The 24,427-nt window shown below is 67.5% G+C and carries 26 protein-coding genes; 15 read left to right on the top strand and 11 right to left on the bottom strand.

Features of this window, described 5'->3' with window-relative positions; translation table 11 throughout:
• The first annotated feature begins 178 nt into the window (after positions 1–178).
• The 3 genes from OMP44_RS01190 to OMP44_RS01200 all read left to right on the top strand — a co-directional run bounded on the left by OMP44_RS01190 (position 179) and on the right by OMP44_RS01200 (position 3,473).
• Positions 179–1,612: an aminotransferase-like domain-containing protein gene (locus tag OMP44_RS01190; RefSeq protein ID WP_133862696.1), complete on the top strand. Its 1,434-nt coding sequence runs from the start codon at positions 179–181 to the stop codon at positions 1,610–1,612.
• 107 nt (positions 1,613–1,719) lie between these two features.
• The gene (locus OMP44_RS01195) at positions 1,720–2,250 is read left to right on the top strand and encodes a hypothetical protein (RefSeq protein ID WP_280306033.1); all 531 of its coding nucleotides are present in this window, start codon (positions 1,720–1,722) and stop codon (positions 2,248–2,250) included.
• Between the two features lie 113 nt (positions 2,251–2,363).
• Positions 2,364–3,473 carry a Gfo/Idh/MocA family protein gene (locus tag OMP44_RS01200; RefSeq protein WP_280306034.1) on the top strand — a complete coding sequence of 370 codons (1,110 nt, stop codon included), beginning with the start codon at positions 2,364–2,366 and terminating at the stop codon, positions 3,471–3,473.
• A 61-nt stretch (positions 3,474–3,534) separates the two neighbouring features.
• Here OMP44_RS01200 and OMP44_RS01205 read toward each other — a convergent pair whose 3' ends face one another.
• Both OMP44_RS01205 and OMP44_RS01210 read right to left on the bottom strand, forming a co-directional pair.
• Positions 3,535–3,702, bottom strand: coding sequence for a DUF2897 family protein (locus OMP44_RS01205; protein WP_007160578.1), 168 nt, complete (start codon positions 3,700–3,702; stop codon positions 3,535–3,537).
• Positions 3,703–3,750: 48 nt separating this feature from the next.
• Positions 3,751–4,206: a multidrug/biocide efflux PACE transporter gene (locus tag OMP44_RS01210; RefSeq protein WP_208692169.1), complete on the bottom strand. Its 456-nt coding sequence runs from the start codon at positions 4,204–4,206 to the stop codon at positions 3,751–3,753.
• A gap of 82 nt (positions 4,207–4,288) precedes the next feature.
• On the opposite strand from OMP44_RS01210, the gene OMP44_RS01215 reads away from it, so the two are divergent.
• The 5 genes from OMP44_RS01215 to OMP44_RS01235 all read left to right on the top strand — a co-directional run bounded on the left by OMP44_RS01215 (position 4,289) and on the right by OMP44_RS01235 (position 9,933).
• A complete protein-coding gene (locus tag OMP44_RS01215; protein WP_280306038.1) occupies positions 4,289–5,164 on the top strand; it encodes a LysR family transcriptional regulator in 876 nt (291 codons plus the stop codon).
• 90 nt (positions 5,165–5,254) lie between these two features.
• Entirely contained in the window at positions 5,255–5,953 is a 699-nt protein-coding gene (pyrF, locus tag OMP44_RS01220; RefSeq protein ID WP_187980013.1) for an orotidine-5'-phosphate decarboxylase, read from the top strand.
• 103 nt (positions 5,954–6,056) lie between these two features.
• Complete coding sequence (locus OMP44_RS01225) at positions 6,057–6,974, top strand: AAA family ATPase (protein ID WP_280306040.1); 918 nt, start codon at positions 6,057–6,059, stop codon at positions 6,972–6,974.
• Positions 6,971–7,927, top strand: coding sequence for a DUF58 domain-containing protein (locus OMP44_RS01230; RefSeq protein ID WP_280306042.1), 957 nt, complete (start codon positions 6,971–6,973; stop codon positions 7,925–7,927). Before OMP44_RS01225 ends, OMP44_RS01230 begins: the two co-directional genes overlap by 4 nt.
• The gene (locus tag OMP44_RS01235) at positions 7,924–9,933 is read left to right on the top strand and encodes a transglutaminase TgpA family protein (RefSeq protein WP_280306043.1); all 2,010 of its coding nucleotides are present in this window, start codon (positions 7,924–7,926) and stop codon (positions 9,931–9,933) included. The genes OMP44_RS01230 and OMP44_RS01235 overlap by 4 nt, the downstream gene beginning before the upstream one ends.
• Here OMP44_RS01235 and OMP44_RS01240 read toward each other — a convergent pair.
• The 3 genes from OMP44_RS01240 to OMP44_RS01250 form a co-directional block, all read right to left on the bottom strand.
• A complete protein-coding gene (locus tag OMP44_RS01240) occupies positions 9,915–10,094 on the bottom strand; it encodes a hypothetical protein (protein ID WP_280306045.1) in 180 nt (59 codons plus the stop codon). The two genes, OMP44_RS01235 and OMP44_RS01240, sit on opposite strands and share 19 nt — an antisense overlap.
• Positions 10,095–10,168: 74 nt before the next feature.
• Positions 10,169–11,443, bottom strand: coding sequence for a methyl-accepting chemotaxis protein (locus OMP44_RS01245; protein ID WP_187980010.1), 1,275 nt, complete (start codon positions 11,441–11,443; stop codon positions 10,169–10,171).
• Positions 11,444–11,603: 160 nt separating this feature from the next.
• Complete coding sequence (locus OMP44_RS01250; RefSeq protein ID WP_280306047.1) at positions 11,604–12,434, bottom strand: TatD family hydrolase; 831 nt, start codon at positions 12,432–12,434, stop codon at positions 11,604–11,606.
• 87 nt (positions 12,435–12,521) lie between these two features.
• Here OMP44_RS01250 and OMP44_RS01255 point away from each other — a divergent pair, with 87 nt between their 5' ends.
• Entirely contained in the window at positions 12,522–13,952 is a 1,431-nt protein-coding gene (locus OMP44_RS01255; RefSeq protein ID WP_280306048.1) for an MltF family protein, read from the top strand.
• 153 nt (positions 13,953–14,105) lie between these two features.
• Complete coding sequence (locus OMP44_RS01260; protein ID WP_280306049.1) at positions 14,106–14,411, top strand: hypothetical protein; 306 nt, start codon at positions 14,106–14,108, stop codon at positions 14,409–14,411.
• Here the strand turns inward: OMP44_RS01260 and OMP44_RS01265 are convergent.
• From OMP44_RS01265 to OMP44_RS01280, 4 genes are all read right to left on the bottom strand, one after another.
• On the bottom strand, positions 14,395–15,471 hold the full coding sequence (locus tag OMP44_RS01265; RefSeq protein WP_280306050.1) for a GGDEF domain-containing protein: 1,077 nt from the start codon (positions 15,469–15,471) through the stop codon (positions 14,395–14,397). The genes OMP44_RS01260 and OMP44_RS01265 overlap by 17 nt on opposite strands.
• A 167-nt stretch (positions 15,472–15,638) precedes the next feature.
• Positions 15,639–16,142 carry a transcription elongation factor GreB gene (gene greB, locus OMP44_RS01270; RefSeq protein ID WP_273861381.1) on the bottom strand — a complete coding sequence of 168 codons (504 nt, stop codon included), beginning with the start codon at positions 16,140–16,142 and terminating at the stop codon, positions 15,639–15,641.
• A gap of 3 nt (positions 16,143–16,145) precedes the next feature.
• Positions 16,146–18,656 (bottom strand): ABC transporter permease, encoded by a 2,511-nt coding sequence (locus tag OMP44_RS01275; RefSeq protein ID WP_280306052.1) that lies wholly within the window; start codon positions 18,654–18,656, stop codon positions 16,146–16,148.
• Positions 18,653–19,327 (bottom strand): ABC transporter ATP-binding protein, encoded by a 675-nt coding sequence (locus OMP44_RS01280; protein ID WP_133862712.1) that lies wholly within the window; start codon positions 19,325–19,327, stop codon positions 18,653–18,655. The genes OMP44_RS01275 and OMP44_RS01280 overlap by 4 nt, the downstream gene beginning before the upstream one ends.
• Before the next feature lie 148 nt (positions 19,328–19,475).
• On the opposite strand from OMP44_RS01280, the gene OMP44_RS01285 reads away from it, so the two are divergent.
• The 3 genes from OMP44_RS01285 to OMP44_RS01295 all read left to right on the top strand — a co-directional run bounded on the left by OMP44_RS01285 (position 19,476) and on the right by OMP44_RS01295 (position 21,462).
• The gene (locus tag OMP44_RS01285) at positions 19,476–20,030 is read left to right on the top strand and encodes an arylesterase (RefSeq protein WP_178083933.1); all 555 of its coding nucleotides are present in this window, start codon (positions 19,476–19,478) and stop codon (positions 20,028–20,030) included.
• A 98-nt stretch (positions 20,031–20,128) separates the two neighbouring features.
• A complete protein-coding gene (locus OMP44_RS01290) occupies positions 20,129–20,410 on the top strand; it encodes a hypothetical protein (protein WP_280306053.1) in 282 nt (93 codons plus the stop codon).
• A gap of 74 nt (positions 20,411–20,484) precedes the next feature.
• Positions 20,485–21,462, top strand: a complete 978-nt coding sequence (locus OMP44_RS01295; protein WP_133862714.1) for a L,D-transpeptidase family protein — start codon at positions 20,485–20,487, stop codon at positions 21,460–21,462.
• A gap of 122 nt (positions 21,463–21,584) precedes the next feature.
• Here OMP44_RS01295 and OMP44_RS01300 read toward each other — a convergent pair whose 3' ends face one another.
• Complete coding sequence (locus OMP44_RS01300) at positions 21,585–21,836, bottom strand: Lpp/OprI family alanine-zipper lipoprotein (protein ID WP_059315705.1); 252 nt, start codon at positions 21,834–21,836, stop codon at positions 21,585–21,587.
• A 444-nt stretch (positions 21,837–22,280) separates the two neighbouring features.
• On the opposite strand from OMP44_RS01300, the gene OMP44_RS01305 reads away from it, so the two are divergent.
• The gene (locus OMP44_RS01305; RefSeq protein WP_187980002.1) at positions 22,281–22,562 is read left to right on the top strand and encodes a GNAT family N-acetyltransferase; all 282 of its coding nucleotides are present in this window, start codon (positions 22,281–22,283) and stop codon (positions 22,560–22,562) included.
• A 241-nt stretch (positions 22,563–22,803) separates the two neighbouring features.
• On the opposite strand, the gene OMP44_RS01310 is transcribed toward OMP44_RS01305, so the two are convergent.
• Complete coding sequence (locus OMP44_RS01310) at positions 22,804–23,883, bottom strand: 3-deoxy-7-phosphoheptulonate synthase (RefSeq protein ID WP_187980001.1); 1,080 nt, start codon at positions 23,881–23,883, stop codon at positions 22,804–22,806.
• 165 nt (positions 23,884–24,048) lie between these two features.
• On the opposite strand from OMP44_RS01310, the gene OMP44_RS01315 reads away from it, so the two are divergent.
• The gene (locus OMP44_RS01315) at positions 24,049–24,375 is read left to right on the top strand and encodes a thioredoxin family protein (protein WP_187980000.1); all 327 of its coding nucleotides are present in this window, start codon (positions 24,049–24,051) and stop codon (positions 24,373–24,375) included.
• The last annotated feature ends 52 nt before the right edge of the window (positions 24,376–24,427 follow it).

The raw sequence follows: 24,427 nt of genomic DNA on the forward strand, positions 1-24,427 counted from the left end.
TTTCATGGGCGCGGCAAGGCCTCTGGCAGAGCCGCTGGCGTCAAGGTGGGGTGCGCCGGTTCCTTGTCGTTTTTGGACATTGCCGCCCCGGGAAGGGAAGGGTTAAGGTCAGGCCTAGCTGTACCGGTATACCTTCAGGGTAGCCTGCTACTGTTCCGCTTTCGTCCAGGAAGACGCCATGACCAATCTGTTGCTCTATCAGCGTATCGCCCAGCAACTGGCGAACGACATCCGCACGGGGGTCTACAAGCCCGGCGAACGGGTGCCTTCGGTGCGCAAGCTGAGTCAGCAGTTGGGCGTCAGCCATGCCAGCGTGCTGCAGGCCTATGCCACCCTGGAAGACCAGGGGCTGATCCGGGCCCGGCCGCAATCGGGCTTCTATGTGCACCAGACCCCGGCGCTGACCGCGCCGACGCCGGACATCGCCACGGTGGAACGGCCCAGCCTGGTGACCCGCGCCGGCATCATCAACCAGGTGCTGGCGGAATCGCGGCGGGAAGGCGTGGTGCCCCTCGGCATGGCGGTCCCCCAGCCCGACTACCTGCCCTTGCGGGCCCTGCACCAGCAGCTGTCCAAGGTGACCCGTTTCCAGGCCCGCGCGGCCTTTTCCTATCTGCACAGTCCGGGCTACGAGCCACTGCGCCGCCAGGTGGCCATCCGCCTGCGCGATGCGGGGGTGGTAGTGGGTCCGGAAGAGGTGGTGATCACCCATGGCTGCGTGGATGCGCTGCAGATGTCGCTGCGGGTGCTGACCAAGCCGGGCGACCTGATCGCCACCGAATCGCCGTCCTACTACGGGCTGCTGCAGCTGGCCGAGGTGCTGGGCCTCAAGGTGATTGAGATTCCCTGCGATCCCGAGACCGGGCTCAGCGTGGAGGCGCTGCAGCTGGCCGCGAGCCAGTGGCCGGTCAAGGCCCTGGTGGTGGCCGCGCGGCTGAGCAATCCCCTGGGGGGCAGCATGCCGGAGGCGCGGCAGAAGCAGCTGCTGAGGCTGGCGGCCGAGCGCAACATCGCCATCGTCGAGGACGATATCTATGGCGAGCTGACCTACGACAGCGGCTCCAAGGCGCTCAAGGCGCTCGACAAGCAGGGTCGGGTCATCTACTGCTCGAGCTTTTCCAAGACCCTTTCGCCCGGTGTTCGCATCGGCTGGGTGGTGGCCGGGCCCTACCAGGAAGACATCTGCCGCCTGCAGACCTTTACCACCCATTCCGCCTGCAGCGTGACCCAGATGGGGGTCTCCGCCTATCTGGAGAACGGCGGCTATGACCGCCACCTGCGAGCCATCCGCCAGGAATACCGGCGCAACATGACCGCCTTCCAGCTGGCGATCCAGGAGCACTTTCCCGAAGGCACCCAGATGAGTCGGCCCAATGGCGGCTTCATCCTCTGGGTCAGCCTGCCGGTGCGGGTGGACACCCGCCTGCTGCACCAGCGTGCCCTGGATCAGGGGGTGAGCATCGCGCCGGGCATGATCTTCAGCAACACTGACCAGTTCAATCACTGCATCCGTCTCAATTGCGGTCTGCCCTGGGGGCGCGACGCTCAACGGGCGCTGATGATCCTCGGGTTGCTCGCCCGTCAGCTCTGCCAGGAAAGCCTGGCCGCCTAGCGGCACGCCTGGAACCCGCCACGGGACAGCGGAGTCGGTTGTAGAGACTGCGCCCTGTCGCGCCTGGTGCCTCGCTCCGGGGGCGATATCCTGAGTGTGGTGAGCCTATGCGTGGATACCTGGCAACGACGGTGCTGGCCGTGACCCTGCTGCTGGCGGGCTGCGATAACGAGTCACCGCCCGCCACCGCCAAGGCGCCTTCGGCAGCGGCGCCAGCGCCAGAGGCGCCGAAGTCATCGGTGGCAACCGAGCCCCAGGGCAGCGCCGCCGATCTGCGCGCCTACCGCCTGGACCCGCTCCCGACCAGGGCCTTCGTGCTGCCTGCACCGCCACCCAAGAAACAGGACCTGGCCAGGAACAGCCAGCTCAAGAAGCCTGCCGTGTCCAAGCCGGCGCCGGCCGTCGTCCATCCGCTCGACCTCAGTGTGCCCGGCGAAGCGGCGGCGTCCCCGTCGGTGAGCGCTCGCCGCCTGGGCTCGGGCAAGGCCGACAACAACGTCGCCGAGGCGGGTCTGCTGCCCCAGCTGTTTCGCAAGGAAGGCGACCCCGGTCGTTTTGAACTCGGTGGTCGGGTAATCAGTCGCGATCGCAGCGACGACTTCGAAGGGGCGGAGGTCGAATTGCGCTTTCGGCGCTAGTCCCTGGGTGCCAGGTAGTCGGTGCTGAACATCGGCCCGGAACTTCATCGCCGCAACGCTTGCCGACAGTTCAGGTGGCGGACACAACGTCTGCCCGGATTCGGGAGCGTTCCATGCCCAGTGCGACAGGCAAGATTCGTTATGCGGTGGTAGGCGGTGGCTGGATTTCCCAGGGCGCCTTCATGCCCGGGGTCGGCCAGACCCGCAATTCCGAGATGACCGCCCTGGTCACCGGCGATCCCGTCAAGGCGCGGGATCTGGCCGCCAAGTACGGTCTCAAGAGCTATACCTACGAGGAATTCCCGGCGCTGCTGGCTTCTGGCGAGATCGATGCGATCTACCTTGCCACGCCCAATTTCCGCCATCTGGAATTCGCCGTACCGGCGTTGGACGCCGGCATTCACGTCCTGCTGGAAAAGCCCATGGCGATCAGCGAGGAAGAATGCCAGGCGATCAACGCGGCGGCTGCGCGCTCCGGCGCCAAGCTGATGATCGCCTATCGACTGCACTGCGAGCCGGGCACGGTGGAGATGATCGAGCGGGTGCGCAACGGCGAGATCGGCGATCCGCGCCTGTTTACCTCGACCTTCACCCAGCCGGTCGACACGGCCAACCACCGTGCCCAGAGCGGCTTCTGGGCCGGTCCCGTCACCGACATGGGGCCCTATCCACTCAACGCCGTGCGGGCGCTGTTTGGTGACGAGCCCATCGAGGTCAGTGCCGTCGGGGTGCAGACACCCGGGCGCGACATCACCACCTGGGATGCCGTGACCGTGACCCTGCGCTTTCCCGAGGAGCGGCTGGCGACGTTCTCCGTCAGCTTCAGCGGCCCCAATACCGAGCGCTTCCAGCTGGTGGGCCGCAAGGGCGAGATCGAGGCGTCGCCGTGCTTCGGTTTCGGCGAAGGCGTCGCCATCGGCTATCGCCTGACCGTGGACGGGGAGACGGAGGAATTCAAGGCGCCGGTGGTGGATCACTTCGGCGGTGAGACGGCCTATTTCTCCGATTGCATCCTCGAGGATCGCCAGCCGGAGATGGACGGGGAGGAGGGCTGGCGCGACGTGCGCGTGCTGGCGGCCATCGAGCGCGCCCTGCAGAGCGGTCAGCCGCAGTCCCTGGAGCCGCTACCCAAGCGCCAGGGACCGACCCGCGAGCAGGTGCGCAGCCTGCCACTGGCGGAAGTGCCGGAATACGTCAACACCAAGGTCCCGCTGGAGTCTTGAGACCACGAAGCCCTGCCGCACGGGACGCGGCAGGGCTTCGTCTGGACAACCCGGAGCGCGATCAGCGGTCCTGGGCCTCCTTGGCATCCATCTCGGCATTGCGCTGCCGGATCTTGGTTTTCTGTTCGTCGGTCAAGGGCACCTTGCGCGCCGTGTCCTTGAGCATGAGCAGGCTGCCGACCACCGAGCCGATGGCAACCAGCAGGATCAACCAGGCATACCAGGGCATCTTTCTTCTCCTTGAATGGCTATATCGCTTCGACCACGGGAGAGGCCGTCAGTGCGCCCGGCAGCTCGCATTCGTGCGCCTGACCCAGGCGGCGTAACCCAGGTCGTAGAGCCAGTTGAACGCCAGGGTATAGGGCAGGAAGAACAGGATCAGTCCCAGGTCCAGCAGCAGCGCCTGCCAGAGACCGATGGACAGCCACCAGGCGGCCAGTGGCACCAGCACGACGATCAATCCCCCTTCGAAGCCGAGGGCGTGCAACAGCCGGACACCCAGGCCACGGGTGAAGCCCAGGCGCTCCTGCAGGCGATCAAAGCCCAGGTTGAAGACCAGATTCCAGAGCATGGCGATGGCGGAAAAGGCGGCGGTGAGCAGGCCCATATGGCCCAGGGAACGATCCAGCAGCCAGGCCAGGGTCGGGGTGGCGAGCAGCACGGCGATGCCCTCGAAGAGCAGGGCGTGCAGCACGCGGGCACTGGCGGGACGCTGGTTGAGCGAATTGGACATGAGACGACTCCACACTGGACAGGCCCTCAGTCTCATCGGTTAAGCTGGGGAGATAAAAGTGGAATCCATAGGCTGAGCCGATATGTATCCCAACGCCGAAGCTCTCGAGGCCTTCGTCGAGGCGGCCGCCGCCGGCTCCTTCAGTGCCGCAGCGCGGGTGCTGGGCAAGCGACAGTCCAGTATCAGCGAAAGCATCGCCCGGTTGGAGGACGATCTGGGGGTGCCGCTGTTCGATCGTCAGGGTCGCTACCCCGTGCTGACGGCAGCCGGCGAGCAACTGCTCGACCAGGCCCGCGCCGTACTCTCGGCCCATGACCGCCTGGCCAATCGCGCCACTCAGCTGGCGGCCGGGGTGGAGCCACGCCTGACCCTGGTGATCTCCGATACCTACCAGCCCACCCGCTATGAGGCGCTCCTGGCCGAGCTGGACCAGCGCTATCCGGATCTGGAATTCGAATGCCTGATCGCCGAAGACGCCGATGTGCTCAGCCTGGTGCAGGGGCGCGCTGATCTGGGCTTGCTGGCGGGCCAGCCGCCTTATCCGGCGGACATCGAGGCGGCGACCCTGGATGGCCTGGTCACCTTTGGCCTGTACGTGGCTGCCGATCACCCGCTGGCGGCGCTGGAAAGGGTTACACCCGCCGACCTGGCGCCCTATCGCCTGCTGCGCCTGAGCACCGTGACCGAAGCCTCCCAGCAGGTCAGTCGCCTGCCGGACACCCGCGGTCGCTGCTGGTCGGCGCCCGACTATCTGCTGCTGCTGGACATGGCGGTGCAGGGGTTCGGCTGGGCCGAGCTGCCGCTGTGGCTGGTGGCGACCTTCGGCCAGGGACGGCTGGTGGAACTGGCCGTTCCCGGCTGGCCGCAGCGGGTGGCGGTGGATGTGGTCTGGTCGCGGCGGCGGCCGCTGGGTCCGGCGGGCAACTGGCTGCGCGAGCGATTACTCAGGCCGAGTTGAAGGAGGGGGACGCGGGCAGACCGCGGCCAAGTGCCGGCGCGGCGCTTTTCTGCGAAAATGCCGGCCTTTGCCGTTTTGCCGAGAGCTCCCATGTCCGCCTGCCAGTCTCCCATCATCGTCGCCCTGGATTTCCCTTCATCGTCCGCCGCCCTGGCGCTGGCCGACCGCCTCGACCCCGCCACCTGCCGGGTCAAGGTCGGCAAGGAGCTGTTCACCGCCAGCGCCGCCGGGGTGGTGGAAGCCCTGCGCACGCGCGGCTTCGAAGTCTTCCTCGACCTGAAATTCCACGACATCCCCAACACCACCGCCATGGCGGTCAAGGCCGCGGCGGAGATGGGCGTCTGGATGGTCAATGTCCACTGCTCGGGCGGCCTGCGCATGATGACCGCCTGCCGCGAGACCCTGGAGGCCATGAGCGGTCCCAAGCCGCTGCTGATCGGTGTCACCGTGCTGACCAGCATGGAGCGCGAGGACCTGGCCGACATCGGCCTGGACGTGGATCCCCAGGAGCAGGTCCTGCGCCTGGCCGGTCTGGCCGCTCGCGCCGGCCTGGACGGGCTGGTCTGCTCGGCCCAGGAGGCCTCGGCGCTCAAGGCCGCGCAGCCGGCGCTGCAACTGGTCACCCCCGGCATCCGTCCGGCCGGCAGTGCCCTGGACGACCAGCGCCGCATCCTCACCCCGCGCGAAGCCCTGGATGCCGGCTCCGACTACCTGGTGATCGGTCGGCCCATCGCCCGCGCCGCCGATCCGGCCCGCGCCGTGGAAGAGATCCTCGCCACCCTGAAATAAGCGGTAAACCTCCGGGGCGGCGGTCGCCGGCAAAAGGTGCTGCTATTCTCGTTCTGCAGGCCGACCCCTTCTCGGGTCGGCGCAAGGCAAGAGACCTCAGGGCATGCACGATAGGTTGAACGCCTGTCTCAAGGCGGTAGACGGCGTTTTGTTGGGCAAGGAAACCCAGGTCAGGCTGGCGCTGGCCTGCCTGCTGGCGCGGGGTCACCTGCTGATCGAGGACCTGCCCGGCATGGGCAAGACCACCCTCAGCCATGCCCTGGCCAAGGTGCTGGGGCTGTCCTTCCAGCGCATCCAGTTCACCTCGGACCTGCTGCCCGGCGATATCCTCGGCACCTCGGTGTTCGATCGCGACAGCGGGCAGTTCGTCTTCCATCCCGGGCCGGTGTTCGCCGAGTTGCTGCTGGCCGACGAGATCAATCGCGCCACGCCCAAGAGCCAGAGCGCGCTGCTGGAAGCCATGGAGGAGGGGCAGGTGACTATCGAGGGCGCCACCCGGCCCTTGCCCGACCCCTTCTTTGTCATCGCCACCCAGAATCCCATCTCCCAGGGCGGCACCTTCGCCCTGCCGGAATCCCAGCTCGATCGCTTCCTGATGCGCCTGTCGCTCGGCTATCCCGGCCGCGCCGCCGAGCGGGCGCTGCTGCTCGGCGGTTCCGGACGCGAGCAGCTGCCGCGGCTGGAGCCCCTGCTGGATCACGCCCAGCTGCGGCTGATGCAGGCCGAGGTGCCGCGCATCCACGCCAGCGAGGCGGTGGTGGACTATGTGCTGCGCCTGGTGGAGGCCACCCGCACCCAGACCTCCTTCGCCCTCGGCCTGTCGCCACGCGGCAGCCTGGCGCTGCTGGCCGCGGCGCGGGCCTGGGCGCTGCTGGCGGGGCGCGACCACGTGCTGCCCGAGGACGTCCAGACGGTGCTGCCGGCGGTAGCCGGCCATCGCCTGCGCGACATCGCCGATCCTGCCGGGCACGGTGGCGGCGCCCTGGTGCAGTGGCTGCTGCGCGAAGTCCCGGCGCTGTGACCGGCGGCGCTTGGCAGCGCTATCGAGATGGCTGGCTGACACGGCGGATTCCGCCAGCCAATCGCATCACCCTCGATCAGCGACGCATCTTCATCCTGCCCACCCGCCAGGGCGGCGCCTTCGCCATCGCCCTGCTGCTGATGCTGCTGGCCGGCATCAACTACCAGAACAGCCTGGCCTATGGCCTGACCTTCCTGCTGTTTTCCCTGGCGCTGGTGGCCATGTTGCACACCTATCGCAACCTGGCCGGCCTGCAACTGGTCGGCGGCGGCGCCAGCCCGGTGTTCGCCGGGGAGGTCGCCGGATTTCGCCTGCGCCTGGAGAGCAGTGGCCGCGCGCACCAGGGCATCGCCCTGGGCTGGCGTAACGAGCCGCTGGTGCTCAGCGACGTACCGGCGGAGGAGAGCGTCGCCCTGCAGATCTTTCACCCGGCGCTGAGCCGCGGCTGGCTGAGACCCGGACGGCTCCGGGTGGAGAGCCGCTTTCCCCTCGGCCTGTTCGTCGCCTGGAGCTGGCTGGACCTGGACGTGCGCGCCCTGGTCTATCCGCAGCCCCTGGCGACCACGACGCCACTGCGCAGCGGCCAGGATGCCGGCGGCGAGGAGGTCCAGCGCCAGGCCGGACAGGGCGCCGACGACTTCCAGGGTCTGCGGCCCTATCAGCCCGGCGATTCACGCCGGCGGCTGGACTGGAAGGCCTTTTCCCGCGGGCAGGGCCTGCTGGTCAAGGACTTCACCGCCCTGGCCGGCAGCGAACTCTGGCTGGATTTCAGCGTGCTCGATGGCGACACCGAGACCCGGCTGTCCTGGCTGTGCCAGGCAGTGCTGGACTGCAGCGCCCGCCAGCTGCGCTTCGGCCTGCGCCTGCCCGGGGTGGAGCTGGCGCCGGCCACCGGCGAGAGCCAGCGTGACGCGGCGCTGCAGGCCCTGGCCCTGTTCGGACGGCCGACATGAGCACCGCCGTGCCGCAACCCATTCCGCGCATCGCCCTGATCTGGCTGCTGGTGGCCCAGGCCCTGGTGATCCTGCCGCACCTCACCCATCTGCCGCCCTGGGTCGGATTGCTCTGGGCCTTGTGCGCTGGCTGGAGGGTGCTGCTGTTCCGCATGCAGGTGCGGGCGCCGACGCGGATCGAGAAGGGCGGCCTGCTGCTCTTGACCATGGGCGGCATCTGGCTGTCGCGCGGCTCCTTCATCGGCCTGGACGCCGGTGCCGTGCTGCTGCTGGTGACCTTCGCCCTCAAGCTGATCGAGATGCACAGTCGCCGCGATGCCCTGGTGGTGATCTACCTGGGTTTCTTCGCGGTGGTGATCGCCTACCTGTTCGAGGACGGCCTGCTCGCCGCGCTCTACAGCCTGCTGCCGGTGACCGCCCTGGTGGCGGCGCTGATCGGTCTGCAGCAGAGCGCCCTGGCCAGTCGGCCGCTGGCGACGCTGAAGGTCGCCGGTACCCTGCTGCTGCAGGCGGTGCCCCTGATGCTGCTGCTGTTCCTGGTGTTTCCGCGCATCGGTCCACTGTGGTCGCTGCCGCAACCGGGCGACCAGGCGCGCACCGGACTGGGCGACAGCATGGCGCCCGGCGAGATCGCCCAGCTGTCGCAATCCGCCGAGCGGGTGTTCCGGGTCAGCTTCGCCGGCGACCGGCCCGCGCAGCGTGATCTCTACTGGCGGGCCACCACCTACGAACGCTTCGATGGCGCGCGCTGGTCGGTCGATCCCGACACGGCCTGGAGTCCGGAACCGGCCTGGACGCCGCGCGGACTCCAACTGGATTATCAGGTGGTCATGGAGCCGAGCGGTCGGCCCTGGCTCTATGGCCTGGACGTGGCGCGCAGCGATCAGCGCGACGTGCGCCTGGCCAGCGACTTCCACCTGCAGCGCCGCCGCCCGGTGGACCAGGCGCTGCTCTACCGGGTTTCCAGCTGGCCGCAGGCCATCCGCGAGCCGGAGCGGCTGTCCGCCTCCAGCCAGCGGCGCGCGCTGCAGCTGCCCAGTGGCGGCGAACCGCGTACCCGTGCCTGGGTAGCCCAGCTCAAGACCCAGGCGTCGACGCCCGAGGCCCTGGCCCAGGCGATCCTGGCCTATTTCCGCCAGCAGCCCTTCGTTTACACCCTGCAGCCGCCTACGGCGAGCGTCGATGCCATCGACGCCTTTCTCTTCGACAACCGTCGCGGTTTCTGCGCCCACTATGCCGGCGCCATGACCTTTGCCCTGCGGGTGGCGGGCATCCCCGCGCGGGTGGTGGCGGGCTACCAGGGCGGCGAATTCAACGCGGCGGGTGGCTATCTGCTGGTGCAGCAATTCGATGCCCATGCCTGGGTGGAATACTGGCTGCCAGGGCGCGGCTGGATCAGCGTCGATCCCACCGCCCAGGTAGCGCCCGAGCGGATCGAGCGCGGCTTGCAGGAGGCCCTGGCGGCCCAGGGCGCGGCCAGTGAATTCCTCGCCGACAATCCCTTCGCCGCCAATCGCTATCGCAACCTGGCCTGGCTCAATGAACTGCGTCTGGGCTGGGACCGCGTCAACTACGGCTGGCAGCGCTGGGTGCTCAACTACCAGGAAGACACCCAGGGCGAACTGTTCAAGCGACTGCTCGGCGAGGGCTCGCTGCAACGGCTGGGACTGCTGTTGGCAGTGGTGGTGCTGGGCGTTCTCGGAGTGATGGCGCTGCTGGTGCTCAAGCCCTGGCAGCGGACCCGCGATCCCCTGCTGACGCGCTTCGGCCAGTTCGAGCGCCTGCTGGCGCGCCAGGGGATAAAACGGCAAGGCGGGGAGCCTGCCGGCAGCTTCGCCGGGCGCGCCATGGCCGAATTGCCGGCGGCACGCGCGGCGATAATGGCGTTCTCCGCGGAGTTCCAGGCACAGCGCTATGCTGGTCGACCTGCGGATCCGGCGGCGCTATCGAGGGCGCTTAAAGCCTTGAAACGCCAGCTGCGTGAGCGTCAGACGCGCAACGACTGAGGCACGGGGAGGGCGTCGGGTTCCTGCAGGGCGAAGGCCACCAGACAGACGACGGCCGCCAGGATCAGCGGTTGCGGATGCGGATTGCCGAGTGCCTGGGCGATGCAGCCCAGGCCCAGTAACAACAGAACGGCAGAAATGAGGGTGGTGACCGAGCGCATGGCGGTTCTCCAAAAACGTGCGGGCATCTTGCCGCCTGTCGGGCAACCGCGCGAATGCGCTCTCGCTATGGAGGCTATAGGCGCAACTGGCGGATCGCCTGATTCAGGGTTCCTGCGAGGGCGGCCAGTTCGGTGCTGGTGCTGGCCGACTCCTGCGTCAGCAGCATGGTCCTTTCCGTGACATCGCGGATGCCTACAACCGACCTGCTCATCTCTTCCGCCACCTGGGCCTGCTGCTCCGCTGCCACGGCGATCTGGGTGTTGCTGTCGCGCATCAGGGTCACGGCGGCGGTGATGTCGGCCAGGGCCTGCCCGGCGGCGCCGGCCTGGACCACGCAATCGTCGGCCTTGAGCGAACTCTCGCGCATGAATTCCACGGCATCGCGGGTGCCGGCCTGGAGGCTGTCGACCATGCGCGTGATCTCGTCGGTGGAGCCCTGGACACGCTTGGCCAGGTTGCGGACCTCGTCGGCCACCACGGCGAAGCCACGGCCGGCCTCGCCGGCGCGGGCCGCCTCGATGGCGGCGTTGAGCGCCAGCAGGTTGGTCTGCTCGGCGATGCCGTGGATGACGTTGACCACGCTGGTGATACGCTCGCTGTTCTCGGCCAGCTCCTGGATCATCACCGCGGTCTGCTGCACGCCTTGGGACAGGTCGGCGATGGAATGGCCGACGCGCTCCACCGCCTGCTGGCCGGCGCCCGCCAGGCGATCGGCCTCCTGGGACTGGTCGCGGGTGCCGGCAGCGTGCTCGGCGATCTGCTGCACGGTGGCGCTCATCTCGTTGATCGCGGTGGCGGCCTGGTCGGTCTCGTGCTGCTGATCGTGCATGCCGCCACGGACGCCCTGCATGCCGCTGGCCAGGCGCCCGGCGCCTTCGTCCAGGCGCGAGGCGCTGGCGGCCACGGTACCGACGACGCGGGTGTAGCTGTCCTGCATGGCGTTGAAGGCCTGGGTCATCTGCCCGACCTCGTCACGCCCGCGCACCTCGACCCGGGCGGTGAGATCGCCGTCGCGCTCCACCCGCAGCATGGTGTCCTTGAGGCGCTGCAGATTGCCGAGGATGAAACGGATCAGCAGCTGCGAGGCCACCAGCAGCACCAGCATCAACACGCCCACGGCCAGAGCGTATTCCGGCGCCCGGGCGATAAAGATGTCGCCGAAGGTCGGGGCGCTCAGCCTGGCCGCCGCGTCGCCCACGGCGGCCTTGACCGCCTTGAGCTGTTCGGCGCGACCGGAGACTTCCAGCTGCATGGCGAACAGCACCAGCAAGAGGCTGGTGACGAAGGCGACGGCGTTGACCGCCCAGAATTTGTACTTGAGGGAAATATCGCGCAGCCAGGCAAACATAGGGGGCATCCAGTCGGCGGGGCCGCACAGCCTGGCAGGCCGGCGCGCCCCGGATCTTGACTGGCGTCAACGTCCTGTAGGGAGGAGGGTGACGCCGCGGAACAAGCCCTGAGGTTAACGGCTCCGGCCTGCGCGACTTTAGCGCAGCGGCGTCCTGCGCCTAGTCGTAGTCCTCCACCCGCTCTGGCTCGGCGATCTCCGGCAGATCGAAGAAGGCACGAGCGGTGGCGGTGGTGTGCAGGGCGGTCTGCTCCGGCGTTTCGTTGCGCAGGCGCGCCACGGTGCGCAGGATCTCCGGCAGGAAGGCCGGTTCGTTGTGGCCATGGCGCGGCTTGGGTCTGAGGGTACGCGGCAGCAGGTAGGGGGCATCGGTTTCCAGCATCAGCCGACCGACCGGAATCTGCCCGACCAGCTCGTGCAGGTGCAGGCCACGGCGCTCGTCGCAGATCCAGCCGGTGATGCCCAGGTGCAGGTCGAGATCCAGATAGCCGTAGAGCGCCTTGCGCTCGCCGGTGAAGCAGTGCACCACGGCGGCCGGCAGATGGTCGCGATAGTCGCGCAGGATCGCCAGCATCCGCTCGCTGGCGTCGCGTTCGTGGAGAAACACCGGGCGGCGCAATTCGGCGGCCAGGGCCAGCTGTTCCTCGAAGCAGCGCTCCTGCTGCGGTCGCGGGGTGAAGTCGCGATTGAAGTCCAGGCCGCATTCGCCCAGGGCCCGTACCTTGGGCTGGCCGGCCAGTTCACGCAGGGTCCTGGCCGCGGCTGCGTTCCAGGTCGAGGCTTCGTGGGGATGGACGCCCGCGGTGCTGAACAGGGCTTCGCCGGCGTCCAGGCGCAGGCAGAGATTGAGGGCGTTCTCGCTGTCTTCCAGGGTGGTACCGGTCAGCACCAGTTGCATCACACCGGCGGCCTGGGCCCGCTCGATCACCGCATCCACCTCCTTGAGCAGGCTGGGGTGGGTAAGGTTGACGCCGATGTCGATCAATTGCATGGTGCGGACCTTCTACAGACTTGGTCCATCATTCTATCCGTAGTCCGGGTGCTATCGGCGCTGTCCCGGCCAGGTCAGGAGTCCTGGATGCCGTTTCGATTCACCCTTGTCATCCTCGGCTGCCTGCTCGCCGGTTCCGCCCAGGCACGGCTCGGCGCGCTGCCACCCGAAGCACCGCGGCATGTCGCGGCCCGCGACCTGACTGCCATCGAGCGTACCGGCGAGTTGCGCGTCCTGGTCAACCAGAGTCGGCACAGCTCCGGCGAATGGAACGGCCAGGCGCTGGGCATCGAGTATCGGCGCCTGGAGGCCTTCGCCCGCTACCTGCGGCAGCAGCCCGGCGGCCGGCCGCTGCGCCTGGTCTTCGTGCCCAAGGCCAAGGACGACCTCCTGGCGGCGCTGCAAAGAGGCGAGGGCGATCTGGTGGCGCCGGGCGAAACCCTGCTGCCACCGCCGCATTCGGCCCTGATCGCCGCGTCGGTGGCGGCGCCTGCCAGCCTGGTGGTAGTGGGCGGACGTGGTCAGCGCCTGCCACGGCATCTGGAACAACTGGCCGGGCGCCGGGTGGTGCTGCCCCAGGGCAGCGCCGCCGGCCCGGCCCTGGAACGGCTCAATGCCCAGCTGGAGAAGCGCAGGCTGCGGCCGGTACAGGTCGAGTGGGCCGATCCGAGCCTGGCGGTGGAAGATGTACTGGAGCTGACCCAGGCCGGCATCTATCCGCTCAGTGTCGTCGAATCCGGCCTGGCGCATCGCTGGACACGGGTGCTGTCGCGCCTGCGGGTCGCCGATCGGGTAGTGGTGGCCCATGACCAGGCGCAGCTCTGGTATCTGCGTGCCCCTGCGCACCAGCTCGCCGAGCGGATACGGGCCTTCGCCCGGCAACCCCAGGCGCGCGACGACGACAAGGCCTTTCGCCAGGGCTATGCGCGCCGCTATCAGGTGCGCGATCCGCTACAGGCCCATGACCGCAAGCGCCTGGCCCAGGTGCGGCCGCTGCTGCAGCGCTATGCCAATGCCTACGACTTCGACTGGCTGACCCTGGCCGCCATGGCCTACAAGGAGTCCGGCCTCGATCCCCATGCCCGCGGTGCCGGCCGCGCCGCGGGGCTGCTGCAGATCACCCCGCGGGCGGCGCGCAGCGTCGGAGTGCGCAACCTGCATTCCGCCGAGGACAACGTCAAGGCCGCCACCCGCTATCTGGCGCGCCTGCGGCGAGAATTCTTCTCCAGTCCGCGGCTTGCCGAGCGCGAGCGCCGCGCCTTTACCCTGGCGGCCTACAACCTGGGCCCGGAGCGCGTTCAGGCGCTGCGGGCCAAGGCGCGCAAACAGGGCCTGGACGGCGATCGCTGGTTCTTCCAGGTCGAACGCATCGCCGCCGAGGAGGTGGGTATCGGGGTGGTCAACTACGTCGCCAGCGTCAACAAGTACCGGGTGGCCTTCAGTCGTGAACGGGCGCGCCTGGAAGCACCGGCCGTGGCGGCGACGAGCGCCAGGGCGATCCGCCGCGAAGACGGGTGAAGCCCGCTTGACAGGGCAGTCTGGCCCTCCCTAGGATGATCCTGCGCCGATTTAAACAGCAACTTGCGGGGCGCTTACAAATACCGCTAAAGCGTTGGACGGAGCAGGCCTCGTACTACCGCCCAGCTGGATCCACGAGGCGGAATTTCGTCCATGCTACCTCTCCCGCTACGCCTTACCCCCCTGACCCAGGGCAAGCTCGCCAGTCATCCCGCCATCCTGCTCGGCGGTCCCGATCAGCCCACCCTGCTGCGCTATCTCGAAGGCTGGCCGAGGCGCTGGCCCCACAGCCGTACCCTGCAGATCCGCTTCGCCGACCGCGCCGAACAGTTGCGTGGCTTTGCCGACGGCAGCTTCGACTTCGCCGTGGTGCAGTCGCCCGGCCAGGCCGGTCTTGCACCCCTGGTGCGGGAATTGACGCGGGTGGCGCGTCAGGGCGTGATTACCCGGCGGCGCTAGCGCGGGCATCAGCCAGACTGAAGCCTCCCTTGCCGGCAAGCTTGGCGGTGTAGAGCGCCTGGTCCGCCCGCGCCAGCAAGGCCGGACTGTCCTCCGTGGTCCGCTGCAGGGCGATGCCGATGCTCACGCTCGTACCCTGAGGCACCAGACGGCCGAGGATACGCCGGGCCAGATCCTGAGCCCCGTTTTCGGTGGCGTCCTGCACCACCAGCAGGAACTCGTCGCCGCCCAGGCGTCCGGCGAAATCACTTTGCCGCACGCTCAGAGTCAATACCTCGCCGCAGGTTTGCAGCAAACGATCGCCGGCGGCATGGCCCTGGACGTCGTTAACACCCTTGAAGTCGTCCAGATCGATATAGAAGACCGCCACGCGCCCAGACCCTGAACGAGGTCGGTGCAGGGCGCCCTCGAGCAGCGCGAGGATGCCCGCACGGTTGTAGAGTCCGGTCAGGCTGTCGTGAGTGGCATGCCAGCGGCTATCGAGTTCGGCCGTCAGTGCGCGGACCAGGGTGCGATTGAGCCTGTCCAGCAGTATCCAGTTGGCCGTGAGATAGAGCGGTGCCTGCAGCAGGAACAGCCGCAGCATGGGCTCGGGCTGGAACAGGGTGGCCAGTTTCATCGGGACGTCGGTGAGCAGGATCTGCAGGAAGGCATAGCGTGGAATGCCCTGGTTGCGCATGGTGATGGCCCCGTTCATGGCCACTGCCGAGGTGCAGCCCAGCACCTGCAGCACCCCATCGCCGCTGAGAACGCAGGCGGCCGTGCCCACACCCAGGATAGCCGTCCAGAGCAGCCCGAGTACCAGTGAAACCTCGCTGAGCCATGGCGGCGCCAGGCCGTCCATCAGCTGGATGCAGTGCAGCAGCACCAGGCGGGTGAGCCAGATCAGGGTATCGAGAATCATCCAGCCGAGGAACAAGGGCGTGGGATGCAAGAAGGCGCAGGTCCAGCTGATCAACAGACTGTTCAGAGCGCCGACGAACATGGCGCTCCGTGAGGAAAACGGGCCGGCCAGCAGCTGCTGTTGCAGATTTTCGTCGAGCGAGTCCCGCGTGGTCACGAGCCAACGTAGTGCAGGCTGATTGGGCAAAGCGTAAAGCGTCGGCGCTCTCATGCCGCGAATCCTTGCTTGAGAAGGGGGCGGTCCTCCGCCGTATGCGCCGTGGATGTTGCCTTATTTTTGTGATGTAAATCACGTTTTTCGGACGGAAGTATCTGCCGACTCGATCAGTTATCGAGGTATTCGATGTCGACGATGTACCAGCGCTGTTCGCCAGCCGGCGTCTGCAGGCGGACTTCCGCGTCCAGCGCCTTGCCGACCAGCGCCCGCGCCAGGGGCGAGTCGATGCTGATGAGGTTCTGCCGGAGGTCCAGTTCGTCCGGGCCGACGATGCGATAGCGCTTCTCGGCGCCGTCATCGTCTTCCAGGGTGACCCAGGCGCCGAAATAGACCTTGCCCGGATCCGCCGGGCGCTCGCGGATCACCTTGAGATTCTCCAGCCGCTTGCGCAGGAAGCGCACTCGGCTGTCGATCTCGCGCAGCATCTTCTTGCCATAGATGTACTCGGCGTTCTCCGAGCGATCGCCCAGGGCGGCCGCCTCGCTCACCGCCTGGGTGACCTGGGGCCGGCGCACGTTCCACAGTTCGTGGAGTTCGGCGCGCAGCCGGGCTTCGCCGGCGGCGGTGATCAGGGGCGTGCCGGCGGTGCGCGGCGGACGGTAGCGACTCATGGATCAGCTTTCTCTCAGGATCAGTAACGGACTGGCGGTGAGGGCCCGCCGCGTGCCCAGCAGCCCCGCCGTGCCGACCAGCAGGGCGCCCAGCACCGGCAGGAGCAACAGCCAGGGGTGGGGTTGCCAGTCCAGCTCGAAGGCCAGCCGGTAGAGCAGGGCGCTGACGATCTCGCAACCGAGCGCCGCGAGCAAGCCACTGGCACCGCCGAGCAGGATGAATTCGGTGCGCCGCGCCCGTTGCAGCAATTCGCGCCGGGCACCCAGGGCGCGCAGCAGGGCGCCCTGGCGGATGCGTTCGTCGAGGGTCGCCTGCAGGCCGGCCAGCAGCACGGCGATACCGGCGGCCAGCACGAACAGCAGCACGAATTCCACGGCCACGCTGACCTGGCGCAGGATGCTGCGCAGCTGGTCGAGCAGGGCATCGATGGGCAGCAGGGTCACCGCCGGGAATTGCCGGGCCAGGTTCAGCAATTCGCGGTCGTGGCCGGGCGGCAGGTAGAAGCTGCCCAGGTAGGTGAAGGGCACGTCCTGCAGGGTGCCCGGGGCGAAGATGACGAAGAAGTTCGGCTGAAAGTTGTCCCAGCTGACCTGCCGCAGGCTGGTGATCCGCGCTTCGATCTGGCGGTCACCGATGATGAAGCCCAGGGTGTCGCCCAGGCCGACGCCAAGGCTGCGGGCCAGCTCGCTTTCCAGCGAGACGCCGGGCAGCTCGCCGGCGGGCAGCGCATCCCACCACTGACCGGCTTCCAGGCGGTTGCCGTCCGGCAACCCAGCCGACCAGGTCAGATTGAGATCGCGCCGGGTGGCACGGCCACCGCGGGAGTCGTCTTCCAGGCCTTCCTGGGCCGGATGCCCCTTCACGCTGACTAGCCGCCCCTGCACGATGGGATAGAGCGGACTGGCGTGGGGCGAGAGATTGCCCACTGCCGTGGCGAAGGCCTGGCGCTCGTCCGGCAGGACATTGAGGGCGAAGTGATTGGGTGCCTCGGGCGGCAATTGCGCCTGCCAGCGTTCCAGCAACTCGCCCCGCAGCAGCACCACCAGACTCATGGCCAGCAGGATCAGGCCGAAGGCCAGGGTCTGGCCCACCGCCGCCAGCGGATGGCGCAGCAGTTGGCCCAGCCCCAGCCGCCAGGCCAGTGGCGCACCCTGCATCCCCCGGCGCAGGCCACGCAGGGCCAGGTACAGCAGGCTGCCGAACAGCAGCCCGGCGAGCAGGCCGCCCACCAGCAGCGCCAGGGTCAGGCGCAGGTCCAGCGACAGTCGCCACATGATCAGCCCCAGGGCCAACAGGGCGCAGCCATAGACCAGCCAGGTGCGCAGGGGCACCGGCTGCAGGTCGCTGCGCAGGACCCGCAGTGGCGGGACCCGCCCCAGGGCGGCCAGTGGTGGCAGGGCGAAGCCGACCAGGGCGACCATCCCGGTGCCCATGCCGGCCAGCGCCGGACCGATCCCGGCGGCCGGCAGGCGCGCCGGCAAGAGTCCGTGCAGCAGCTCGAACAGCACCAGCTGCGCCAGCCAGCCGAGCAGGGCGCCGAGCAGACTCGCCGCCAGGCCCAGCAGTCCCAGTTGCAGGCCGTAGAGCATCAGGGCGTCGCGCCGGGTCAGGCCCAGGCAGCGCAGCAGGGCGCTGGCGTCGAAGCGCCGCGCGGCGAAGCGATTGGCCGACAGCGCCACCGCTACACCGGCCAGCACCACCGCCACCAGACTGGCCAGGCCGAGATAGCGCTGGGCGCGCTCCAGGGCGTTGCCCAGTTGCCGATTGCCGTCGCCCGGTCCCTCGAAGCGCTGGTTGGCGGCCAGGGCCGGGGTGAGGGCCTGGCGATAGGCGGCCAGTGCCTGGGATTCGCCGCGCCAAAGTTCGCGATAGCGCACCCGACTGCCGGGTTGGATGACCCCGGTGGCGGCCACGTCGTCGAGATTGATCAGCACTCGTGGCGTCAGGCTGTAGAAGTCACCGGCACGGTCGGGTTCATAGGTGAGCACCCGGGTAATGGTGAGGGCCTTGCGGCCGATGTCCAGGCGATCGCCGACCTTGGCATCCAGCGCCAGCAGCAGGCGCGGCTCGACCCAGGCCTCCCCGGGCGCCGGAGCGCCGCCCGGCTGTTCGGGACCGTCCGGTACCGCGGCGCTGCGCACCTCGCCGCGCAGGGGGAAGTTGGCCTGGACCGCCTTGACGCTGGCCAGTTGCAGGGCCTCGGCACCTGCCGCCATGGTGCTGAAGTTGAGCGAGCGGCTGTGTTCGAGGCCGAGCTGCAGGCCGGCGTCCACCTGTTCCGGACGGGGCGGTTCGCTGCCCAGCAGCACCAGGTCGGCGGCGAGGAATTCGCTGGCGCGATTTGCCATGCCCGCGCCGAGGCGGGCGGTGAAGTAGCCGATGGCGACGCTGGCCGCGACGGCGATCACCAGCGCCAGGCAGAGCATGCGGATCTCGCCGGCGCGGAGTTCTCTCAGACTCTGGCGCCAGGCCAGGCCGAACAGCCGGGCGAAGGGTAGACCGGTGCGCCTCATGCCGCGACCTGCCGACCGCCTTCCAGGCGCAGTTGGCGGGCGCAGCGCGCGGCCAGGCGTTCGTCATGGGTCACCAGCACCAGCGTGGTGCCCCGCTCACGGTTGAGTTCGAACAGCAGATCGCTGATATGGGCGCCGGTGCGGCTGTCGAGATTGCCGGTGGGTTCGTCGGCGAAGAGGATGCTGGGTCGCGGCGCGAAGGCGCGGGCCAGGGCCACCCGTTGCTGCTCGCCACCGGAGAGCTGGCGCGGATAGTGCCGCAGTCGCTCGCCCAGGCCGACCCGTTCCAGCAGGGCTACCGCCTGTTCCCGGGCCTGGCGCACGCCCTCCAGTTCCAGCGGCAGCATGACGTTTTCCAGCGCCGTGAGGCTGTCCAGCAACTGGAAGGACTGGAAGACGAAGCCCACCCGTTCCGCGCGCAGGCGGGCGCGGGCGTCTTCATCGAGGGTGTCTAGCCGCTGACCGGCGAGATGGACCTCGCCGCCGCTGGGCAGGTCGAGACCGGCCAGCAGGCCGAGCAGGGTGGACTTGCCGGAACCCGAGCTGCCGACGATGGCCAAACTGTCGCCGGCCTCCAGTTGCAGATCCAGCGCCTGGAGGATCGGCAGCGCGCCTTCCGCGCCCGTGACGACCTTGCTAAGGTCGCGTGCCAGCAGTATGACTTCGCTCATGAGGATTCCGATGCCGTATTCGAAGGGCCCGCACGCGGGCGGCTGTGGCGAGTTAGAGTCAAAAAGCCGGGCGAAGTCCAGTGCGCCTTTGCGCCAAGGCATTGCCTGGCTGCTGGCCGTGCTTTGCCTGACCCTGGCGCCCCTGGCCATGGCGCGCACCCTGCTGGTGGTGGGTGACAGCATCAGCGCCGGCTACGGCCTCGCCGAAGGCCAGGGCTGGGTGCGGCTGCTGGAGCGGCGCCTGCAGGAGCAGAAGCTCGATTATCAGGTGGTGAATGCGTCCATCAGTGGCGATACCACCGCCGGTGGCCTGGCGCGCCTGCCAAAGCTGCTGGCCGATCATCAGCCCACGGTGGTGGCCATCGAGTTGGGCGGCAACGACGGCCTGCGGGGCCAGCCGCTGGCCCAGTTCGAGCGCAACCTCACCGCCCTGGTGGAGCAGGCCAAGGCCAGGGGCGCCCGTGTCCTGCTGCTGGGCATGCGCCTGCCGCCCAACTACGGACCGCGCTATACCGACGGCTTCGCCCAGGTGTATACCGACGTGGCCAAGGCCCAGCAGGTGGCCCTGGTGCCCTTCCTGCTCGAAGGAGTGGGCGGCGATCCCGCCTTCATGCAGCCGGATGGCATTCATCCTCAGGCCAATGCCCAGCAACGTCTGCTGGACAACGCCTGGCCCCAGTTGCAGCCGCTGCTGCGCGACTGAACGTCGGACTTTTCCCCGGCGGGGCTTTCCGCTAAGGTTGCGCGCCCCGCCGGTCCGGCCAATCTACCGCCCGGCGGATCCGCCCCTGGAGTATCCCGATGTCCCGCCTTTCCCGGTCCATGCACGGCTATCAGCTGATCCAGCCCGATGCCCAGCTCGACCTGTTCGCCTGCCGCGAGGGGCGGGTGCATATCGTCGCCCGGCAGCTGGAGCTGGGCTCGCCCACCGACCGGACCCTGTGCGGCACCCTGTTGCCGGCGCGGCCCCGCTTGCATCCGCTGAATCGCCGGTCGCTCGGTCTCAAGACCCTCTGTCCGGCCTGCATGCAGCGGCTGCAGGGTGCCAAACGAGGCCTGCCGAATCCATTACAGGTCTTTTGAGGCCCTGCCGGACGCCGATCGAGGCGTGTACAATTCGCGCCGTCACCTTTTTGCTTCTTGCAAGGATTCATCCCATGCCCGCGCGCGTTTCGACCCTGGTCGGTTCCCTCTCGCTGTTTGGTCTGTTGAGCGCGGGTACGGCGCAGGCACTGGAGTTGCCGCTGCCGCCACCCGGTGAAGACGTGGTCGGCGAGGTTCAGGTCATCAAGGCCGCCTACGAAGACACCTTCGCCGATCTCGGCCAGAAGTACGATCTGGGCTACACCGAGATGGTGGCCGCCAATCCGGGCGTGGACGCCTGGCTGCCGGGCGCCGGCACCGAGATCGTGCTGCCGACGCGCTTCATCCTGCCGCCCGGGCCGCGCGAAGGCATCGTCATCAACATCGCCGAATACCGCATGTACTACTACCCCAAGGGTGGTCATTCGGTGTTCACCTACCCGTTGGGCATCGGTCGTGATGGCTGGGGCTCGCCGGTCGGCGTGGCCAAGGTGGTGGACAAGATCAAGGATCCGGCCTGGTATCCGCCGGAATCCATCCGTGCCGAGCACGCCGCCGAAGGCGATCCGCTGCCCAAGGTGGTGCCGCCCGGTCCGGATAATCCCCTTGGCCCCTATAAGATCCGTCTGACCCTGCCGGGCTATCTCATCCACGGCTCGGACAAGAAGTTCGGTATCGGCATGCAGGTCAGCCATGGCTGCTTCCGCATGTACAACTTCAACGTCACCGAACTGGTTGGCATGCTGCCAATCGGCACGCCGGTGCGCATCATCGACGAGCCCTACAAGTTCGGCGTGAGCCAGGGCAAGCTCTATCTGGAAGCTCATCAGCCGGTCAACCTCAAGGGCGACCCGACCGATATCGACCGTCAGGCCGCGGTGGTCAATGCGCTGATCAAGCGTGACGACCTGCTGCAGGCCAACAGCGCGGTGAACTGGAACACGGTACGGGACGTGGTCCAGGGCCAGGACGGCCTGCCGGTGGAAATCGCCGACCTGCCTGCCGGCATGGTTACCGGTACGGTGGCCAAGGCGCCCGCCAAGACCCTGTGATCGCGACCGGCCGAGCGCACTCGGCCGGTTAGACAAACAAAAAGCCCGCCATCTGAGATGGCGGGCTTTTTGTTTGCTCCGGGAAAGGCGACTGTTGCCACTCGCCTTTCCAGCCGAGGCGCTTACTTGCGGCTGGCTTTTTCCAGCATACGCAGGGCGCGCTCGTTGGCTTCGTCAGCGGTCTGCTGAGCTTTCTGAGCGGCGGCCAGGGCCTCGTCAGCGTGACGGTAGGCTTCGTCAGCACGAGCCTGAGCGCGGGCAGCGGCGTCTTCGGTAGCGGTCAGGCGAGCTTCGCTTTCCTTGTTAGCGGTGCTGCAACCAGTGGCCATAGCAGCGGCCAGAGCCAGGGCGGCGAATTTCAGAGCGTTGTTCATCGTAAACCCCTTGAGGTAGACATCCTGTTTTAAGATCAATTTCCCAGGTGGAAAATTGCGGCTACATACTACTCATTACCGGTCGTAAGTAAACTGAGCTAAACCCGTTGAAGAAAGATTTTTTGCGGAAATCCTGCTTCGCTCCCCGAGTTCGTCCCCGAATGCCCGCACCCGGTACCAGCAACTGCTTGGATGGCTGAAAGCCACGAACGTTTCAAAACGTTAGAGGATGACCGGAAGTTGTCAAGGTCAAAGCCGCGCCTGCTCCCGCGTGAACAGCCCTGATATAGTGTGATTTCTCGGTGCGACGGCTGGTCAGAACCTGCTTCTTCCGGAGGGGTCTGACGCGCTGTGGCTCAGTCCCGCACAGGAAGGGTGCGTTCTCGTCTTCGGGTATCATCGATAACAATGGATAAGGCGGAGCCAAACCGCCAAGGAGTAGTCATGAACGAATCCCTGCACGTGGAACACGATGAGGCCAATCATCAATTCCAGCTTTCTGTCGACGGTCAACGCGCCTATCTCGCCTACATGGATCTGGGTAAGCAGACGATGGATTTCTATCGCACCTTCGTCCCCGATGCCCTGCGTGGGCGCGGCCTGGCCGCCAGGCTGGCCGAGCACGCCTTGAACTACGCCGAGAGCCGCGGCTACAGCGTCATACCGTCCTGTTCCTATGTGGAGCACTATCTGGAGCGGCGTGGCCAGGTGACGCCGCTGGCCTGAGAGCCTGTCCTAAGTCTGCTGCGCGTCGGCCAAACGGCGTTGAAACTGGCCTGGGTCGCCAGCCCGGCCAAGGTGGCCCCGTCGCAATGCTCATTTACCATTCGTAAACCCGAGCGCGGGTCCGATCCGCTTCCTCAGCCAGCTTCGCCTTGTTTGTCTCTAGCTCGCGAGACTTTGAACAGGCTCTGGTGCGGAAGAAAAACGCCGGGCTGAGCCCGGCGTTTTCGTATCCGCTGGCGGATCAGCTGCGCGCGCGGCGCGGCAGCACATCCTTGAGCTTGCGGTGCATGTCGAGAATGCTCTTCTCGGTCATCGCCCAGTCGATGCAGGCGTCGGTCACCGAGACGCCGTACTCCAGTTGCGACAGATCCGCCGGAATCGGCTGGCTGCCGAAGCCCAGGTGGCTTTCCACCATCAGGCCGACGATGGAGTTGTTGCCCTCGACGATCTGGTTGGCGACGTTGTCCATCACCAGCGGCTGCAGGGCGGCATCCTTGTTGGAGTTGGCGTGGCTGCAGTCGACCATGATGTTCGGCTTGACCTTGGCCTTGACCAGCGCCTGCTCGCACAGGGTGACGCTGACCGAGTCGTAGTTGGGCTTGCCGTTGCCGCCGCGCAGGACCACATGACCATAGGCATTGCCCTTGGTCATCACCACCGAGACCTGGCCGCGCTGGTCGATACCCAGGAAGCGGTGCGGACTGGAGACCGACTGCAGAGCATTGATGGCCACCGTCAGGCTGCCATCGGTGCCGTTCTTGAAGCCGACCGCGGAAGAGAGGCCCGAAGCCATTTCCCGGTGGGTCTGGGATTCGGTGGTGCGGGCACCGATCGCCGACCAGCTGATCAGGTCCTGCAGGTACTGCGGGGAGATGGGGTCCAGTGCCTCGGTGGCGGTGGGCAGGCCCATTTCCGCCAGGTCCAGCAGCAGCTGGCGACCGATGTGCAGGCCGTCCTGGATCTTGAAGGAGTCATCCAGGTAGGGATCGTTGATCAGGCCCTTCCAGCCCACGGTAGTGCGGGGCTTTTCGAAATAGACGCGCATGACCAGATAGAGGCTGTCGCTGACCTGGGCGGCCAGTGCCCTGAGCCGCTCGGCGTATTCGTGGGCAGCCTTGATGTCATGGATCGAGCAGGGGCCGATCACCACGAACAGGCGATGGTCCTTGCCGTCGAGGATATCGCGGATGACCTGGCGGCCCTGGGCGACGGTGTCGGCGGCGAGATCGCTCAGCGGGATCTCCTGCTTGAGCTGCTCGGGCGTGATGAGCGGCTCGTTGGCTTCGATGTTGAGGTCGTTAAGGCGGGGCTGTGCGGCCATGGTGCTACTCGTCGGTCACGGCGCTGCGACAGGACGGGGCCCGTGCAGGCAAAATACGGTGGAGAGGGTGGGGCACCTTAACGCGTGTCCCGCCCGGTCACAATGGTTACGACGCTATTGGCGAGCCTGAGGGCGCGCCTTGGCGATGAGCGTGGCGAGGAAGCGATGGAATTGGACGATGGGACGGCGGATGCCGTCCTGCTGGCGGCGCCCGGGCGCTCGCTGCTGATCTTCACCAGCGTCGGTTGCGCCACCTGCCGGTTGGCGCGCCAGGTGCTACCTGCGGCGAGGCTGCCGGTCGACCGACTGTACTGGGTGGACGCCGAGCGCAGCGGCGGCCTGGTGCAGCGCTATGGCGTCTTTCATCTGCCGGCGCTGTTTCTGGTCCGGGACGGCGAGCTGCTCGGCCCGGTACAGGCGCCGCTACGCGAGCCGGCCCTGGTGGCAGCGATCCAGGCGGCGGATGGGCGCGCGTCCGAGGAACTGCCCTGAGCGTCCTGAGCAGGCTCTAAGGCGCGGGTTGCAGCGCAATCGGTGATCCCCT

It is taken from the genome of Pseudomonas flavocrustae (genome assembly GCF_029872515.1).
GTDB lineage: Bacteria > Pseudomonadota > Gammaproteobacteria > Pseudomonadales > Pseudomonadaceae > Chryseomonas > Chryseomonas aestiva.